The organism is Mesorhizobium sp. M1348 (genome assembly GCF_040317925.1).
GTDB lineage: Bacteria > Pseudomonadota > Alphaproteobacteria > Rhizobiales > Rhizobiaceae > Mesorhizobium.
In genome coordinates this window covers 85,377-100,569 of record NZ_JAMYLH010000010.1, presented here as the reverse complement: position 1 = coordinate 100,569, position 15,193 = coordinate 85,377, and the positions used below count along the sequence as shown (strand labels likewise).

Annotated in this window: 15 protein-coding genes and 3 pseudogenes; 5 read left to right on the top strand and 13 right to left on the bottom strand. The window is 62.1% G+C overall.

Annotated elements, in window-relative coordinates:
- Positions 1-70: 70 nt before the first annotated feature.
- The 5 genes from NKH13_RS18585 to argE all read right to left on the bottom strand — a co-directional run bounded on the left by NKH13_RS18585 (position 71) and on the right by argE (position 5,217).
- A complete protein-coding gene (locus tag NKH13_RS18585; protein WP_352913565.1) occupies positions 71-1,546 on the bottom strand; it encodes an NAD-dependent succinate-semialdehyde dehydrogenase in 1,476 nt (491 codons plus the stop codon).
- Between the two features lie 18 nt (positions 1,547-1,564).
- On the bottom strand, positions 1,565-2,608 hold the full coding sequence (locus NKH13_RS18580) for a tartrate dehydrogenase (RefSeq protein ID WP_352913562.1): 1,044 nt from the start codon (positions 2,606-2,608) through the stop codon (positions 1,565-1,567).
- A gap of 173 nt (positions 2,609-2,781) precedes the next feature.
- Positions 2,782-3,138, bottom strand: a complete 357-nt coding sequence (locus tag NKH13_RS18575; RefSeq protein WP_352464152.1) for a cupin domain-containing protein — start codon at positions 3,136-3,138, stop codon at positions 2,782-2,784.
- A gap of 14 nt (positions 3,139-3,152) precedes the next feature.
- Positions 3,153-4,076 (bottom strand): 2-hydroxyacid dehydrogenase, encoded by a 924-nt coding sequence (locus tag NKH13_RS18570; RefSeq protein WP_352913559.1) that lies wholly within the window; start codon positions 4,074-4,076, stop codon positions 3,153-3,155.
- A gap of 16 nt (positions 4,077-4,092) precedes the next feature.
- Entirely contained in the window at positions 4,093-5,217 is a 1,125-nt protein-coding gene (gene argE / locus NKH13_RS18565; protein WP_352913557.1) for an acetylornithine deacetylase, read from the bottom strand.
- Positions 5,218-5,459: 242 nt separating this feature from the next.
- Between argE and NKH13_RS18560 the strand changes: the two genes are divergently transcribed.
- A complete protein-coding gene (locus tag NKH13_RS18560; RefSeq protein ID WP_352913554.1) occupies positions 5,460-6,338 on the top strand; it encodes a GNAT family N-acetyltransferase in 879 nt (292 codons plus the stop codon).
- Positions 6,339-6,427: 89 nt separating this feature from the next.
- Here the strand turns inward: NKH13_RS18560 and NKH13_RS18555 are convergent, their stop codons facing one another.
- From NKH13_RS18555 to NKH13_RS18545, 3 genes are read right to left on the bottom strand one after another with little or no spacing between them, the layout of a single operon-like run.
- A complete protein-coding gene (locus NKH13_RS18555; protein ID WP_352913552.1) occupies positions 6,428-7,267 on the bottom strand; it encodes an ABC transporter ATP-binding protein in 840 nt (279 codons plus the stop codon).
- Positions 7,261-8,340 carry a FecCD family ABC transporter permease gene (locus tag NKH13_RS18550; RefSeq protein ID WP_352913549.1) on the bottom strand — a complete coding sequence of 360 codons (1,080 nt, stop codon included), beginning with the start codon at positions 8,338-8,340 and terminating at the stop codon, positions 7,261-7,263. The genes NKH13_RS18555 and NKH13_RS18550 overlap by 7 nt, the downstream gene beginning before the upstream one ends.
- Entirely contained in the window at positions 8,330-9,439 is a 1,110-nt protein-coding gene (locus NKH13_RS18545) for an ABC transporter substrate-binding protein (protein WP_352913546.1), read from the bottom strand. The genes NKH13_RS18550 and NKH13_RS18545 overlap by 11 nt, the downstream gene beginning before the upstream one ends.
- A gap of 144 nt (positions 9,440-9,583) precedes the next feature.
- Between NKH13_RS18545 and NKH13_RS18540 the strand changes: the two genes are divergently transcribed.
- Entirely contained in the window at positions 9,584-10,375 is a 792-nt protein-coding gene (locus tag NKH13_RS18540) for a class I SAM-dependent methyltransferase (RefSeq protein ID WP_352913544.1), read from the top strand.
- Positions 10,376-10,533: 158 nt separating this feature from the next.
- Here the strand turns inward: NKH13_RS18540 and NKH13_RS18535 are convergent.
- From NKH13_RS18535 to NKH13_RS18520, 4 genes and pseudogenes are all read right to left on the bottom strand, one after another.
- A pseudogene (locus NKH13_RS18535) lies at positions 10,534-10,932 on the bottom strand (type II toxin-antitoxin system VapC family toxin).
- On the bottom strand, positions 10,929-11,195 hold the full coding sequence (locus NKH13_RS18530; protein ID WP_352718798.1) for an AbrB/MazE/SpoVT family DNA-binding domain-containing protein: 267 nt from the start codon (positions 11,193-11,195) through the stop codon (positions 10,929-10,931). The pseudogene NKH13_RS18535 and the gene NKH13_RS18530 overlap by 4 nt, the downstream one beginning before the upstream one ends.
- 771 nt (positions 11,196-11,966) lie before the next feature.
- On the bottom strand, positions 11,967-13,088 hold the full coding sequence (locus tag NKH13_RS18525) for an S-adenosylmethionine:tRNA ribosyltransferase-isomerase (RefSeq protein WP_352913542.1): 1,122 nt from the start codon (positions 13,086-13,088) through the stop codon (positions 11,967-11,969).
- Complete coding sequence (locus NKH13_RS18520; protein ID WP_352913540.1) at positions 13,085-13,804, bottom strand: SDR family NAD(P)-dependent oxidoreductase; 720 nt, start codon at positions 13,802-13,804, stop codon at positions 13,085-13,087. Before NKH13_RS18520 ends, NKH13_RS18525 begins: the two co-directional genes overlap by 4 nt.
- A 313-nt stretch (positions 13,805-14,117) precedes the next feature.
- Between NKH13_RS18520 and NKH13_RS18515 the strand changes: the two are divergent.
- The 3 genes and pseudogenes from NKH13_RS18515 to NKH13_RS18505 all read left to right on the top strand — a co-directional run.
- Positions 14,118-14,327: pseudogene (locus NKH13_RS18515) on the top strand (LacI family transcriptional regulator); the annotation flags it as partial.
- 79 nt (positions 14,328-14,406) lie between these two features.
- Positions 14,407-14,622: a cyclic nucleotide-binding protein gene (locus tag NKH13_RS18510; RefSeq protein WP_352913538.1), complete on the top strand. Its 216-nt coding sequence runs from the start codon at positions 14,407-14,409 to the stop codon at positions 14,620-14,622.
- 26 nt (positions 14,623-14,648) lie between these two features.
- A complete protein-coding gene (locus tag NKH13_RS18505; protein ID WP_352464145.1) occupies positions 14,649-14,798 on the top strand; it encodes a hypothetical protein in 150 nt (49 codons plus the stop codon).
- Between the two features lie 179 nt (positions 14,799-14,977).
- Here the strand turns inward: NKH13_RS18505 and NKH13_RS35660 are convergent.
- Positions 14,978-15,115 (bottom strand): annotated as a pseudogene (locus NKH13_RS35660) (integrase); the annotation flags it as partial.
- Positions 15,116-15,193 lie beyond the last annotated feature (78 nt).

The window sequence follows — 15,193 nt, the reverse complement described above, 5'->3', positions numbered from 1 at the left end:
CGGTTTTCACCGCCCCTTTCTTGTTGTTCCAACGCTCTAGGCTAAGTATTTCCACCTGCTTGCAAGATAACTAATTAAGCCCGCCAACATGAAGCGTCTTGACCTCGAGATATTCCTCGATGCCGAGCTGCGATCCTTCGCGCCCCACTCCTGACTGCTTGACACCGCCGAAAGGCGCAACCTCGGTCGAGATCATGCCTGTGTTGAGCCCGACCATACCGAACTCCAGCGCCTCAGCAACACGCCATGACCGCTTGAGGTTGTCGGTGTAGAAGTAGGCGGCAAGGCCGAACGGCGTACCGTTTGCGATCGCGATGGCCTCTTCCTCCGTCTCGAAGCGAAAGAGCGGCGCCACCGGACCGAACGTCTCTTCCGATGCCAGGAGCATCTCGGTGGTAGCCTCTCCCAGCACGACCGGCCGTGCATATTGCTTGCCCTCCGGCACCGTCTCGCTTTGGGCGATGACCCGCGCACCTTTCGCCTGTGCATCCGCGATGTGACGCTCGATCTTATCGATCGCGGCGGCGTTGATCATCGGCCCGATCTCAGTGCCCTCGTCGGTCCCTGCGCCAACCTTCATCCGCGCGACACGCTGGCTCAGCTTTTCGGCGAAAGCATCGTAAACGCCTTCCTGCACGAGAATCCGGTTCGCGCAAACGCAGGTTTGACCACCATTGCGGAACTTGGATGCGATCACCCCTTCAACTGCCTTATCCAGATCGGCGTCGTCAAAGACGATAAAGGGCGCGTTGCCGCCAAGCTCCAGGCTCAGCCGCTTGATGCTATCGGCCGCGCCGCGCATGAGCAGCGCACCGACGCGGGTCGAACCGGTGAACGAGATCTTGCGCACCGTCTCGTTGGCCATCAGTTCGTTGCCGATTTCGATGGGCATACCGGTCACAATGTTGATCACGCCGGCAGGGATACCTGCCCGTTCCGCCAGAACGCCGAGCGCCAGCGCCGAGAATGGCGTAAATTCCGACGGCTTGATGACAACCGTACAACCTGCGGCCAGCGCCGGTGCTACTTTGCGCGTGATCATCGCGTTGGGGAAATTCCACGGCGTGATGATGGCGCAGACCCCGACGGGTTCTTTCAGCACCAGAATGCGGCGATCGGCCGTGGGTGACGGAATGGTCGAGCCACCGATCCGGCGCGCCTCCTCCGCAAACCATTTCACAAAAGATGCGCCGTAGCGGATTTCCGCCAACGCCTCGGCAAGCGGCTTGCCTTGTTCCAGCGTCAGCAGGAGCGCAAGATCCTGTTCGTGCTGACGGATGAGGTCGTGCCAGCGCTCCAGAAATCCTGCACGCTCGGCATGGGTCCTTTTCTTCCAGCCTTTGAACGCCTCGGCCGCAGCGTCGATTGCGGCTCTCGTCTCGTTCTCCCCCATTTCGGGAACGGTGCCGAGAACACTTTGGCTGGCAGGGTCAATGACATCGACCACGCCCTTCGTTTCGCCATCCCACCAGACACCGCCAATCAGCGCCTGCTGGCGGAAAAGGTCGGAATCGTTGAACATACCAATCTTCGTCATCGCATTCATGGTCTTTCCTCTGCTCTTTCAGCTCAATCGTGCCAGCACGGCCTGCGTGATTGTTTCAGTCCTGTCCTTGCCCGCGATCGTGCCAATCCCCCGCGCGGTTGCGGACTCGATTGCCGACATCACTTCTGCCGCAGCCTGCCTCTCGCCCAGGTGCTCGAGCATCATCGCACCGGACCAGATCGCTGCGATCGGATTGGCGACGCCGAGATGCGCGATGTCGGGCGCCGAACCATGGACCGGCTCGAACATGGAAGGCGCGCTGCGATCGGGATTGATATTGGCGGAGGCGGCGTAACCCAGCCCGCCCTGAATGGCCGCTCCAATATCCGTGAGGATGTCGCCGAAAAGGTTCGATGCGACGATTACGTCGAGGCTTTCCGGCGCCAGGACCATGCGGGCGGCAATGGCGTCGATGTGGTACTGCGAGACCTCCACATCGGCATAGTCTTTCGCCAACTCGCGCGTGACCTCATCCCAGAAAACCATGGAGTGTTTCTGCGCGTTGGATTTGGTGACAGATGCGAGCTGCTTGCGACGCGACCGCGCCTGTTCGAAACCGAAACGGATGATCCGTTCGACACCCGTACGCGTGAAGATCGCAGTCTCGACCGCGACCTCATCGGCCGTGCCGGAATGAACCCGCCCACCGGCGCCGGAATATTCGCCTTCCGTATTCTCGCGGATGCACAGGATATCGAAACCATCGGAGCGGAGGGGCCCCTGAACGCCCGGCAACAGCCGGTGCGGTCGTATGTTGGCGTACTGCGTGAACCCTTTCCGGATCGGCAGGAGCAGTCCGTGAAGCGATACAGAGTCGGGCACTTCCGCGGACCAGCCGACGGCGCCGAGATAGATCGCATCGAATTTTCGAAGTGTCTCGATGCCGTCTGACGGCATCATTGCACCGGTCTCCAGATAGTAGGCGCACGACCACGGGAATCTTGTGTCATCAAGGGCGAAACCGCCCCGCTTAGCCGCCGCCTGCAGCACCTGCCATGCCGCCTGCGTCACGTCCTTGCCGATGCCGTCGCCGGGGATAAGCGCTATCTTGTAGGTCTTCATTGATGGGGGTCCTCATTCGCACTAGCGTCATCGGAACAATAATGGACCGCCGGCCGCATTTTCCGTCGTGGATGAGCCGCCCGACGGCGTCGAATCGCGTCAGGCGGAACCTGGAAAGCCGATTGTTCTGGAACGGCCGCGCGCGCTATTCGGCCCGACCTTGAGCACTGAACTCAATCATAAACGCAGACGTAGATCTTGCGCACGGTCTCGATCGTGCGCCAGACGCCGACGAAACCGGGCTTCATTACGAAACTGTCGCCGGCGCGGTAGGTCTTGGTCTCACCGCCCCTCTCCTCGATTTCGACGAGACCCGAAACGATGTGGCAGAACTCGTAGATAGTGCCCTTGATCGAATGCGTCTCGCCGGGCGTCGCCTCCCAGACGCCGGTCAGAACCTTCTCACCTTTCGAGGCATCCTGCGCCCAGGTCTTGAAGGATGGATTGCCCGAAATGAGCCGCTCCGGAGCCGGTAATGCCTCCTTCGGCGCGAAGTCTGGAACTGTGTCGATCGTGATCAGAAGTGACATGTGATGTTTCCTGGTTAGTAGCCGAGTGTCCGATCGACGAGGCCGATCAATTCTTCTCCGGCGCGGTGGCGCCGGATATTGTCCACGACGGATTGTGCCGCCGTATGCGGTTGCGTCACCGAGGCGATGTGCGGCGTTATCATCACCTTCGGATGCGACCACAGCGGATGGTCTTGCGGGAGCGGTTCTGGATCGGTGACATCAAGCATCGCCGCAGATACGTGACCGGTGTCGAGCGCGTCGATCAGCGCGGCCTGGTCCAGTTGCGGACCCCTGCCGACATGCAGCAGCTGCGCCCCGACGGGCAGTAAGTCGAAGAACTCTGCATCGAGCATGCCGTGCGTTTGTTCCGTGAGCGGGAGCAGGCAGACAAGAATATCCGTTTGCTTCAGAAAGCCCGCGAGTTGGTCCGTGCCGTGAAAACAGGCGACGCCCTCTATGCGCCTTTCGCTGCGGCTCCACCCGGCAACCGGAAACTGGAACGGTTCCAAGCGCTCGATAGCTGCGCGGGCCAGCATGCCAAGGCCGAGGAAACCAACCCGGCGTTCGGCCGCCTGTCGAGCGGCAATCGGTTGCCAGAGGCATCTTTTCTGCTGCTCGAGATAGGCGGGCATCTCCCGGTGGAGCGCCAACACGCCGAGCGCGACGTATTCCTGCATCATGCGTATGATGCCGTCCTCGACCATGCGCACAAGCTTCACATGGCTTGGCACCACGTCCTGCTTGAATTGGTCAACGCCCGCGCCGATCGAAAACAGCACTTCCAGATTGCGGTAGCGCGCGATCTCGTCCGGCACCGTCCAGGTGATGAGATAGCGCACCTTCTCCGGCTCCATCTCGTCCCCGGAATGGAAGAATTCCAGATCCGGGAGCTGGCGCGCAAAGATCTCGCGGAAGACCGCAGCACGCGCCGCATCGGAATTGAAAAGAAACGCCATGGTGACCGCCCTTCCTTCAGGCCGCAAGACGCGCGCCGAGCCCCTCGATCATCTTCCGGCAAGCGGCGAGTTCACCAATCTCGATATATTCGTCGGGACGATGGGCACGGCCGATGTCGCCGGGTCCGCAAACGACCGCATCGATGCCGGCCTGCTGATAAAGTCCGGCCTCCGTGCCGTAACTCACGGCTGTCAGCGGCTCCTGCCCCGTCAGCTCCGTCAGAACGGCCGCTAGCTCGCTCCCGTTGGCGGGCGCAAGGGCGGGATAGGTGCTCAACTCGTGCCACGCCACATCGAAGCCGCTGTCTCGCAGGGCGAAAAGCCGGGCCTTGACCGGCTCAAGCAGGGAGGCTGGAGAAACGCCGGGCACGGCGCGCGCCTCGATATCGGCAGTGCAGTGGCCAGGGATGATGTTGACCGCCTGCCCACCGGCGATGACGCCCACCTGCAAGGAAGAATATGGGGGCTCGAAATTTTGATCGAGCGGCCCGTCGGCGAGGGATCGGCCGTAGGCCACGGCGTGCGTGATGACGCCGGCCATGGCATGCACGGCATTGAGTCCGAGATCGGGGCGTGAGGAATGGCCTGATCGCCCGATCACCTCGAGCCGCGCGGCGGCCTTCCCCGTGTGCGCGCGCACAGGCTGCATCCGGCTCGGCTCGCCGACAATCGCGCCAAGCGGCCTCTCGCATAAGCTCGGCAACGCGGCTAGGAGATGCGGCACACCACGGCACCCCGCCTCTTCGTCGTAGGAGAATGCGAGATGAACTGGCTGCCGCAGGGTCATCGCCGCAAGTCCTGGGAGTGCGGCCAATGCGCAGGCGAGGAAGCCCTTCATGTCGGTGGTGCCGCGGCCGTATAGCCTGCCGCCCTCGCGGCGCAGGACGAACGGGTCCGAGCTCCATTCCGGCTCGCCGGCCGGGACGACATCCATATGTCCGGAGATGATGTAGCCCCGACCCTGGCACGGGCCGATCGTGAGGAAAAGGTTGGACCGGTCGCCCTCGGGACCGGGTAGAACCGTCACCTCGGCTCCGGCTGCCTGACAGTAGTCGCGGATCCAATCGACGATCGCGCCGTTTGGGGTGCCCACAACAGAGGGAAATCCAATCAGCGTCGCGAGGATTTCTTCAACGTTCATGGCGGTCCGATCTGCTTGCACACTATCACCGGGTGCAACCAGCCTATCCGTAGGCAGCAGTGTTCCCTGCCGAATCGCGTCGTGCTTTGGCCAAAGATTGCGAAAAAGCACCTCGAACCAGCGAAACCTGCTGGCTTTCCCGTGTAATGCTGCGGCAAAAGGGGCATGTCGCGATATGGTGATCGATGACAGGATCAACACCGCGTGCCTTGCGCATTCGTTGAAGGAGCGGATCGACTGAGATGCAGAGATCAGTACGCCTGAAATCCTTCGAACTGGTCGCGCGGGACATTGATGATGTCGACGTCAAGCTACTGCACGCGCTGTCGATCTCAGTCCGCTGGCCTCATCGGCCGAAGGATTGGGACTTTCTGCGCCGTGCCGGCCGCGGCATTGTTGCCGTTGATGGTATTGGACGCGTTTTCGGCAGCGCGATGTGGTTTCCTCACGGGGACGATTTCGCCACCATCGGCGTAGTGATCACAACGCCCCGCACGCAAGCGCAAGGAGGCGGCCGATGGCTCATGGACTTGGTGCTCGAGCAGTGCGGCGATCGCAACTTGGCACTCAATGCTACCCATGCTGCCTATCCTCTTTATGTCTCACTCGGCTTCACGACCGAGGCGATCGTATACATGCGCCAGGGGGAGGTCCCACAGACGCTCCCAACAATGCCGGCCCTGGACGGTCAATTGCAGGCGCTATCGAGCGACAGGCTGAAGGAGATCACGGCGCTGGATACGCGCGCGTTTGGGACAAACCGCGAGAGGCTGCTCGCGTTGCTCGCGGCCGATGCCTCAATCTGCACTTTGAGCCGCGGCGGCGAGATCGTCGGCTATTCCATATGTCGCGAGTTCGGACGTGGTCACGTGATCGGCCCCATGGTCGCGCGCAACGATCTTGATGCGGTCCATCTCACAGCCGTGCATCTGAAGGAACTGGCAGGACGGTTCGCCCGCGTCGACACCCGCGAGAAGGATGGCGTGTTTGCCGCGTTTCTCCAGCAGTGCGGCCTCGGCATTGCCGAGACCGTTACGACCATGTCCAAAGGGCGCCGCTTTCTGAACCGGGAAGACAATGGGCCTTGGGTCTATGGATTGGCCGGCCACGCCTTGAGCTGAATGCAGGCACGCTGCCGCGCTTCAACCAGCGGTCAGAGGATCAGGTCGATCAGTGCGCGCGTCGATCAACCGGCAAAATGCGGTTGCCGTCACGCGGCCGGAACGGCTGCCGCTTCGAATCTGCTCCGAATCCCGGATTCGGTTTCCGCTGCCGGCATTATGACCGTCCGACGCGCATCCGCCACGCCATCCACGATGACATGGCCGATGCCGCGCGAGCACGGCTCGATGCGCGCGTTGAGGTGATAAATGTCCCGCAGCAGATCGGATGTGATGACGGCCGGCGATGACCCGCATGCGACCAGCCGGCCGTCCGCGATGACCATTGTCTGATCGCTGAAGCGCAGGGCGTGATTGAGATCATGCAGGGCGATCAGCACGACCATGCCTCGCGCCAGAGCAAGTTCCCGCATGAGGCCGAGCACTTCCACCTGCCGAGACAGATCGAGTGCTGATGTCGGTTCGTCCATCAGCAGGATCTCCGGCTCGCGCACCAGCGTTTGTGCCAGGCTGGCGAGTTGCCGCTGGCCGCCGGAAAGCTCGCCAATGTTGCGGAAAGCGATGTCGGCGATGCCGAGCGCCGCCAGTGTCTCGTCGATGCGAGCCAGATCATCGTCGCTCACAGACCAGCCCATACCCTGCTTACGGGCGAGCAACACTGACTCATAGACGGTGAGCACCGCGTTGGCGGACGTTTCCTGTGGCATGTAGCAGATGCCGCTCTTCCCGCGAATGGCCCCCTCGACATGCATTGCTCCCGGTCCGTGCAGGAGGCCGGCGATGCGCCTGAAGAGCGTCGACTTCCCGGCGGCATTCGGACCGATCACGGCCACGATGTCTCCGCCCTCGAACGCTGGCGTCGTCACATCCCGAAGCCGGAGGCTCGTGCCGTAGCGCGCGCCGAGCGCCTCGAGCCGGATCGTCACCATGAGCGCCTCGTGCTGGACAGGATGAGCGAGATGAAGAACGGGATGCCGATCAGCGAGGTGACGATGCCGATCGGGAAGACCGTCCCAGCGATAAGCGACTTGCTGACGACCGAGCTAGCCGACAGGATGAGCGCGCCCGCAAGGGCCGAGGCGGGCAGGAAGAAGCGTTGGTCCTCGCCGATGACCATGCGCGCGATGTGCGGGCCCACGAGGCCGATAAAACCTATGGTGCCGACGAAGGCGACGGGAACGGCGGCGAGGAGGCTCACCAGGATGAGCGTCTCGAGCCGCAGGCGACCGACCTTGACGCCGAAGCTGGCCGCCTTGTCCTCACCGAGCCTCAACGCCGTCAGCGCCCAGGCGCGCCGGGCGAAAATGGGTAAGACTGCGAGGAGAATGAATGTGGTGACTGCAAGCTTCGGCCAGGTGGCCTTGGTGAGGCTGCCCATTGTCCAGAAGACGACCGCCGCCAGCGCTTCCGCCGACGCGAAAAACTGGACGAGCGCGAGCAGCGCGTTGAAGGTGAAAACCAGCGCGATGCCGAGCAGCACGATGGTCTCCGCGCTGACGCCGCGCTTTACGCTCAGCACGTGAATGAGGAAGGCCGCCAGCATCGCCATCACGAAGGCGTTGATCGGCACAACATACTCTACCGCGGCGGGGACTAGCCTCACGCCGAAGGCAAGTGCAAGCGCGGCGCCGAAGCTCGCGGCGGCGGATATGCCGAGCGTGAAGGGGCTCGCCAGCGGGTTGTTGAGGATGGTCTGCATCTGCGCGCCGGCCACGGCGAGCGCTGCCCCGACGACAATGGCCATCAGGGCCACCGGCATGCGGATGTCCCAGAGCACCACGCGCACCTGCTGCGGCACCGTGTCGGGAAACACAAGCGCCCGCACGACCTCGCCAAGTCCGTAGCGGGCGGGACCGACCGCAAGGTCGACGCACAGGCTGAAGAGCAGGGCAGCGCCGAGGCCGGCAAGGATCAACTGCCGCCGCCAGACGAGAGCGCGGTAACGCCCTCGTCCATCGGTGCTGTCGAGCGCGGTGCTGACGGCCGTCGATTCAATCGACATCGGTCAGCGAGACCCAGTGGCCGGGCCTATATGCGACGGGCAGGAATTTCTCGTGCAACTCCCTGAAGGTCGCCTCGGGATCGAGATCGGCGAAAAGATCCGGATGAAGCCACTTCGCCATCTGCTGGATGGCCACGAACTGATAGGGGCTGTTGTAGAACTGATGCCAGATGGCATGCACCGCGCCATCCTCGACGGCCTTCACGCCGGTCAGCGCCGGCCGCTCGGTCAGCGCCTTCAGCTTGCGCAGCGCCTCTGCCTGATCACGGCCGGGCCCGACGCCGACCCAGGCACCGCCCGGCACATAGGCTTCCCACCATCCGCCGGTGACGATGATCTGATCCGGGTCGGATGCGATGATCTGTTCGGGATTGAGCGTGCCGAACGTGCCGGGGATGATGTCCTTGGCGATGTTGTCGCCGCCTGCCATCTCGACGAATTTGCCGAAATTGTCGTCGCCGAAGCTCATGCAGCAGTCGTCGGAATAGCCGCCGGCGCGTTCGATGAGGACCTTGGGCCTTTCCGGCTTGGCCTTCTCGATGACATCGGTAACGCGCGCGATCTCGGCGGCGCGCCAGGTGATGAATTCCTCGGCGCGCTCCTCCTTGCCGAACAGCTTGCCGAACAGGCGCATGCTGGGTTCGGTGTTGGTGAAGGGGCGCTCGCGGAAATCGACATAGACCAACGGAATGCCGGCGGCGGCGAGCTTCTCGATATACTTGCCGTCTTCCGTAGCCTGCTTCGACTCGATATTCATCAGGATGACGTCGGGCTTGAGCGAGACGGCCTGCTCGACGTCGAAAGTACCGTCCTTGAAGCCGCCAAAAGTTGGGATCTCCGCCATCCTGGGGAATTTTTCGAGATAGGCGGCGTGATTGTCCGGATCCGCTTGGCTGAAATCCTCGCGCCAGCCAGCGATGCGCTTGAACGGATCCTCGGTGTCGAGTGCCGCGACGAGATAGACCTGCCGGCCCTCACCCAGGATTACCTTCTCGACCGGGACGTTCACCTCGACCTGGCGGCCCGTGATGTCAGTCACTGCAACCCTTTCGGCCCTGGCGGCCAGCGTCATCGACAGGGCGACGATAGCGGCCGCCATCGTCCCTGCTGGGATCCTTCCGAAATTCATCGCGCCCTCTCTTGAAGTGGACTAGCCAGAGGGTGGCTTATAAAAGATGACTTCAATTCTCAAGAAATATCTTTTAGAGCCATTCCAGACTGGTGCGACGACAAGGGGTCTGAAATGGCGGGCGAGCCCAATTATTCGCTGCGGGACGAGATACGCGACTATTGGTCGACGCGCGCCGGAACATTCGACCTTTCGGTGGGGCATGAAATCTTCTCACAGCGGGAACGCTTGGCCTGGCACAGGCTGATGCTCAAGCATTTGGGGCGCGGGGATGGGCGTCGCGCGCTCGACCTCGCTTGCGGCACCGGGGTCGTATCCCATCTCATGCACGACCTGGGTTATGCCGTGACCGGGCTCGATTGGTCAGAGACCATGCTTGCCCGCGCGCGTGCAAAGGCGACGCAGAGGGAAAGCGGCATCCGGTTCCTGGTCGGCGACGCCGAGCGCACCCTTGAAAAAGGAGAAAGCTATGACGTCCTCGTCACCCGTCATCTCGTCTGGACGTTGGTGGATCCGCGAGCGGCGTTCGCCGAATGGTTCTCGCTGCTCAAGCCTGGCGGACGGCTGCTGATCATTGATGGTGATTTCGTCAGTAAGACCTGGGTAACCTCTCTGCGACAAGTCCTGGAAAGGGCCATTGGCCGGACAGGCGAGCCGGTCCACGGACTGGATCAGGCGATGGCGGACCGCCATCGCAGCATCCTTTCGCGGCTGCACTTTTCGCACGGCGCCAAAGCGGACGAGGTTTGCGCGCTTCTCGTGGAGGCTGGCTTCGAGATACCGGTGGTCGACACCCGGCTCGGCGCGATTCATCGCGCGCAGGCACGGCACATGAACTTCCTCAGGGCGCTGGAACGCTCGACGCAGCATCGCTACGCGATCTGCGCGACCAAGTCGGCCTCGTAGTTGGGAAATTTCTAACGATTTCCACAACCCATCTATCGGCGATTATCGGCTCTCACCGCGCCATTCTTGATCTGACATCCGAACCGCAGACTGAATCCGATTGCTCGCAGCAGCCTCTAAAGACGGACAGCACAGGGCGAAAGACCACCGCGGAAACGTTAGAAAAGAAGCTGTACGGATTGTCCCTGCGCCGAAAGCAGTTTGACGGCCTTCCGATTAAACGAGACGAAAGTCTCCCCGCCAAGCCAGCCGCCTTCAAAAGCGATCACGCCGTCCGCGAAATCGCCGCCGGCATCGAGGACTGACAGCCCTGCCTCAACTGCGGGCCGGTTGACTACAACATTCGCGGTGTTCAGCAACGCCCGGATCGCCGCGGCAATATTTTCGCGCTCTGTCTGGTATTGCCGGGCCAGAACCCAGGCGAACTCGCACAAGGCCTGCAAGCTCACGGCCACGATGTCCGCTTTGGCCAGCAGGTCGACCGCAATGGCTGCCTACCCCTCATCATCGGCGACATAGGCGCGCAGAAGCACATTCGTGTCGGCCGTAACCCTCATTCCTTGCCGGACCCGGCCGCGGCGCCCGCTTCCGCTATCGCCTCGTTGATCTCCTCGATGCTGAGCGCCCGGCCGTTCGTCTTGCCTCTGAGGAAGCCGTGGAGGTCCCGGAACGACCCCTTCGCGCGTGCCGCCTTCAATTCTGCCCGACCGTCGGGCAGCAGATCAAGCTCGATCTTCTCGCCCGGCTTGATGCCCAGATGTTGCAGCACGTCCTTGCGGAACGTTACCTGTCCCCTTGTCGTCACTGTCAACGTTGTCATATCAAACATTCCCGTTCATCGCGTGCCAGCGTCCCTCGCCAAAGGGCCGATACGCATGACGGAGAGGTATGCATAACCACTCCCAAGGAAATAGAAAAATTCGAGTTGCCTCATCCGCTGTCTCCTCGACACTGTCTGGAGCCCGGGCGTTCAGCCGATCGTCGACACCACCACTACGTGCCAGCTGCCCTTACCAAGACTTCACGCGTCGCCTCCCAGTTTCCTGGTCGTCATGGCGCATCGAAGGCATCCTGCCCAAACATCAGGGTAATTGCTGAGTTCCTGTATTGCGCAAGCGAGATCTCTGTCTTCGTTCTGTGAAAAGGCTTGCCGAATTGCTTCCCAACCACGCAACGTTACAGTGGAAGAGACGATCCACCTGGCATCTTCCGCCTAGGCTGAAGCACAAGCTGCTGCCTTGAGCCGGTTCACGAGCTGCAAGGTATTCTCTCGTGATTTGGGCAAGGTCTAAGCTAAAGCCAACTATGGCCTCCTGCCTCTCGGCGCACACTTTCGCCCAACGTTGGAGCGTAGGCAATATTGTATTAGCGTCAATTTGAATACCGCCATCGTCGGTCCCGGCTCAGCCCCTGGCGCGGCGAATAGGCAGTGGTGGCGATCACCGCTGGGCGGCGCAGGGCGCGGGCCTATCCGCGTCTCAGCCGCAGCTCGCGCGTGACTCCCGGCGACGAAATTCGAACTCCGGACCCCTAGAGTCGAAGTTACTGGTGTCAAAAATAGTTGTTTTAGATGAATTACTTAATCAAAATGTCATTTTCGAAAGGCTGGAAAACCAAGATCATCGGATCGCCTAGAGTTGAGGCTTCGTTTCGCGCACTTCAGTCGCTTCTGTTCGCGTGATCGATCCAGCCGTTGGCGATTGAGCAGCATGGAATCGCCGAATTCATGCGTGCGATATCGGTGCTCGGCGAAGGCTGCGGAGGCCTTGGCGAGCAGGGCATCGTCGGCAAAGGCTCGCAGGAGCTCGAAATGGCTTTCGCCGGGCTGGTGGACGCCTGTTAGAATCGCATCGACCACGCGAAGTGGCGTGCCCAGCGCGATACGCCCTGTCGCAATGCCATTTCCGGCACGCACATTGCCGTCGGGGTTGGCAGCTGCCTCAAGCGCGCGCACCACGCTCGTGCCGATTGCGATGATGCGGCTTCCGCGGAGCTTCGCCCGCGCGACCTGCGCCGCCGTGCGCTCGGGAATGCGGTACGGCTCGTCGAGAGGGAGGCGCAAGTCGAGAGCGGGGTCCCCGGTGGAAGACACGCCCGCGGCATGCGTGAGTGTTGCGAAGCCCACGTCTCGCCGACGCCAGGCCTGGAGCGTGCGCCAGTTGAGTGCGAAGCCTGCCGATGGCGCCTCGAACGCCACCGGCCCGGCGGCAATCTTCGTCCAGACATTCCAAAGTGCCAACGGTTCGCGAACATGCGCATATTGGATCGGCCGGCCGTGCTGCGCCAGTCCTGCAAGCACCGCTGCGCGGTCGCCTGGGAAGCGCAACTCGAGAAGGCGAGGATGGTCGAGAAGGCACTCTATGACGGCTTCAAGCCGGCCGAGCCGGAGGTGATCGCCTGGTGATAGCGGGGGCGGAGGCAGCCGATTTTCCGTGCGCATTCGGTGATCGCCCGCGCCGAAGGCAATCGCCAGGAAGTTGGTTGGGTCGGGAAATGTCAGCCAGCCTGCCAGGCGGATCTCGATCGCCTCGTCGCTGGGAAGGTGCGTGCCGCGCAAGCTGGCAGGCAAGGTCGCGGCGTCATTGGCGATGACCAGATCGCCGGCATCGAACAGTATCGCGAGTTCAGTGCGCGACAGGTCGCGCGTCGCGCCGTCCGCCTCCACGACGAGCAGCCTGGCGGCGCGCCGATCCGGACGGTCGGCGGCAATCATCCGCGTGTCTCGGCGAGAAGTGTTGCGCCGGCCGGCAACGTATCGAGCATTTTTTCGATGATCTCGGCAGCAGCCAGGTCGGGACGCTTCAATGTCGACGGATCGGCGTTAGGAAGCGCCAGCGCGTGCAGCGGGGTGTCCATATCGCCGGGATCGAGCGCGAGGAGCCGGATGCCGTCGGCCTTCGCCTCCTCGTCCCAAATCGCCGTCAGGTGAGCAAGAGCGGCCTTGCTCGCACCATACGCGCCCCAGCCGGGATAAGCGTTCACCGCCGCGTCGCTGGAGATGTTGATCACCAGCGCGCCACGGCCCTCGCGCGCGGACGCGGCAAGTGCACCGAACAGTGCTTTCGTCAGCCGGAACGCGCCGACGAGGTTGACCGCGAGCGCTTTTTCCAGCTCTTCGCACTCGGTATCGGCAAGGAGCGCCAGTGGAACGGGCCCGAGGCTCGACGCATTGTTGATCAGAACGTCGAGCCCGCCTAGGCTCGCGGTGACCTGCAACGCGATCGGGTAGATGTCCTTTTTGCCGACGTCGCCGACGATGCCATGTGCGCCCGTCTCGTCAGCGATGCGTTCGACGTTCGCGGCAGTGCGGGCAACGAAGGCGACGAACGCACCCTCTCTGGCAAGCTGCCGGACAAGCGCCAGTCCTAGGCCGGACGTGCCGCCGGTGACTGCTACACGAAGTCCCTGAAGATCAATGTTGGTCAGCATTGACGATACTCCTTCAATCCATACAACCCATTGGTACAAGCTGAAGTTAACTTGAGGTCAAGCATTCATTCCGTGGATCGATGCGACCAGACTCACGTATCGCGGCGCACCTTCGCCTTGTCGGCCAGCGGGCTGATCGCATGCGAGCGGGCCGGAACGGGCGCAAGCGCAGCCGGATCGTGCCGAGCCGGATCGCCTTATCGTCTTGACGCCGCGTATTGGCTGTCGATCGAGGCATTGGCTCCGAGTTCGCCGTGATTATCGGGCCGGTGAAGGAAGCGTATCGCCGTGCAAGCGCCATCGGGTTGCGGCGGCGGAAACAATTCTCAACCTCGCCGAACGCCACCAGTACACTACCAATCTGCAGGCGCGGGGCTTGGGAGGCTCGCGATCGGGCCTGGTCGGACTGATGTTGCCCATCCACGACAATCGTTACTTCTCCGCCATGGCGCAGACTTTTGAGGGACATGTGCGCAGCCGGGGCCAATGCCCGGTCGTGGTCAGTGCCAGCCGCGACCAGGAGAGGAACGGCGGACGCGGAGACGTTTTCTCGATGACGGCGGCTTCGCCGGCTGACCAAGGCCCGCCGGCTGCACATGATCATGATCTGGACCGAGACGATCGGCTTCCTCGGAAGCTTCTCCACCGTTCTCACCTACTCAATGAAAGCCATGCTGTGGCTGCACATCACGGCGGTGCTGAGCTGTTTGTGCTTTGCCTATGGCGCCCTCATCGGCAGCTTATCCCTGAGCCTGTTGGAACTGATTCTGCTGCCGATCAATGCCTGGCGCCTGTTCGAACTTTTCCATCAAACTTAGCCGGGCCGAATTCAGGGGGCCTGAAAATGCCAACACCGCATCTCTGGCTGCTGCTCCGGTCGGCGCTTTCCTTCTGGGTGCTCGGCCGGATCTGGCTTGTGATCGCCGTTAGCGTGCGCTTTCAGGAAGTGGCAGAGCTCGTCGCAACGGCCGAGACGAGGCGCAAACTCGCCTAGCGCCTCAACGCCGCATAGTTCCGCTTTTGATGGGCGACAGTGGACCGGCGGCTTTCGGGATGACCATCTTCCCTGCCGAACAGCTGTGATGCGGCGCACTGCTGAAATCCAGCCCCGTAACTGACCGCTGGCTTTTCAGAACATGATGGCCTCTCGGCGAAGTCGAGAGGCCGTCGTGATCAGATCTCGGTTCCCTCGGCGAGTGTGAGCGCGTCCCCGATCTCGACATCCGGATGGCGAACCGTATTCTCGATCTCGGTGTGCCCAAGCAGGATCTGAACCGCCCGGAGGTTGCCTGTTGCCTTATAAGAAGCGGATCGAAACCGGAAGTTCGACGCGAATTCAACAGAGAGCTCGCCCGCTGTTCACGGCTGCTCTACGCGCTCAGTCCTAAG

What these genes read in the sequence shown, in the direction of transcription:
- NKH13_RS18555 (WP_352913552.1), bottom strand. Translation starts at nt 7,267, where the DNA reads ATGGTGACGATCCGGCTCGAGGCGCTCGGCGCGCGCTACGGCACGAGC.
- NKH13_RS18520 (WP_352913540.1), bottom strand. Translation starts at nt 13,804, where the DNA reads ATGCTGACCAACATTGATCTTCAGGGACTTCGTGTAGCAGTCACCGGC.
- NKH13_RS18570 (WP_352913559.1), bottom strand. Translation starts at nt 4,076, where the DNA reads ATGGCGTTTCTTTTCAATTCCGATGCGGCGCGTGCTGCGGTCTTCCGC.
- NKH13_RS18510 (WP_352913538.1), top strand. Translation starts at nt 14,407, where the DNA reads ATGATCTGGACCGAGACGATCGGCTTCCTCGGAAGCTTCTCCACCGTT.
- argE (WP_352913557.1), bottom strand. Translation starts at nt 5,217, where the DNA reads ATGAACGTTGAAGAAATCCTCGCGACGCTGATTGGATTTCCCTCTGTT.
- NKH13_RS18540 (WP_352913544.1), top strand. Translation starts at nt 9,584, where the DNA reads ATGGCGGGCGAGCCCAATTATTCGCTGCGGGACGAGATACGCGACTAT.
- NKH13_RS18505 (WP_352464145.1), top strand. Translation starts at nt 14,649, where the DNA reads ATGCCAACACCGCATCTCTGGCTGCTGCTCCGGTCGGCGCTTTCCTTC.
- NKH13_RS18545 (WP_352913546.1), bottom strand. Translation starts at nt 9,439, where the DNA reads ATGGCGGCCGCTATCGTCGCCCTGTCGATGACGCTGGCCGCCAGGGCC.
- NKH13_RS18575 (WP_352464152.1), bottom strand. Translation starts at nt 3,138, where the DNA reads ATGTCACTTCTGATCACGATCGACACAGTTCCAGACTTCGCGCCGAAG.
- NKH13_RS18550 (WP_352913549.1), bottom strand. Translation starts at nt 8,340, where the DNA reads ATGTCGATTGAATCGACGGCCGTCAGCACCGCGCTCGACAGCACCGAT.
- NKH13_RS18560 (WP_352913554.1), top strand. Translation starts at nt 5,460, where the DNA reads ATGCAGAGATCAGTACGCCTGAAATCCTTCGAACTGGTCGCGCGGGAC.
- NKH13_RS18580 (WP_352913562.1), bottom strand. Translation starts at nt 2,608, where the DNA reads ATGAAGACCTACAAGATAGCGCTTATCCCCGGCGACGGCATCGGCAAG.
- NKH13_RS18530 (WP_352718798.1), bottom strand. Translation starts at nt 11,195, where the DNA reads ATGACAACGTTGACAGTGACGACAAGGGGACAGGTAACGTTCCGCAAG.
- NKH13_RS18525 (WP_352913542.1), bottom strand. Translation starts at nt 13,088, where the DNA reads ATGATTGCCGCCGACCGTCCGGATCGGCGCGCCGCCAGGCTGCTCGTC.
- NKH13_RS18585 (WP_352913565.1), bottom strand. Translation starts at nt 1,546, where the DNA reads ATGAATGCGATGACGAAGATTGGTATGTTCAACGATTCCGACCTTTTC.